Below are 346 nucleotides of genomic sequence, written 5' to 3'. Positions count from 1 at the left end.
AACTAAATCGTTGGGCTTAGCAGTGATCTCTAAATCATAACCTGCATCCGCTATACGGTTTAAATTCGCTTCAGTACCCATTACTACTGATGCATCATCAATTCCATCGATTTTATTTAATTGTGCTGATAACTGCATCAAAGACACAGAATCCTGATACATATTTTCAAATGCTTTATATTTAACTGCCATAAATACCCACTCATTTATTAACTAATAACTGAAAAATGATTAATTACACTCTCTAATAAATATAATTATTTTTTAGTTGATTAGCCCCAAATAAAATACCAGAAACAATATCACATCCAGAGCTAGACCCGATTTCTAAAACATTAGATATAGA

General features: G+C 30.9%; 1 protein-coding gene. It reads right to left on the bottom strand.

Annotated features, from left to right (window positions below; all coding sequences use genetic code 11):
• On the bottom strand, positions 1–192 hold a 192-nt coding region (locus tag Q5762_RS37535; protein ID WP_399495553.1), incomplete at its 3' end, for a hypothetical protein.
• Positions 193–346: the final 154 nt, after the last annotated feature.

Origin of the sequence: Streptomyces sp. P9(2023) (assembly GCF_032436795.1) — a bacterium.
In the GTDB taxonomy this organism is placed as follows: domain Bacteria; phylum Actinomycetota; class Actinomycetes; order Streptomycetales; family Streptomycetaceae; genus Streptomyces.
This window is presented reverse-complemented; position numbering and strand designations above follow the sequence as displayed.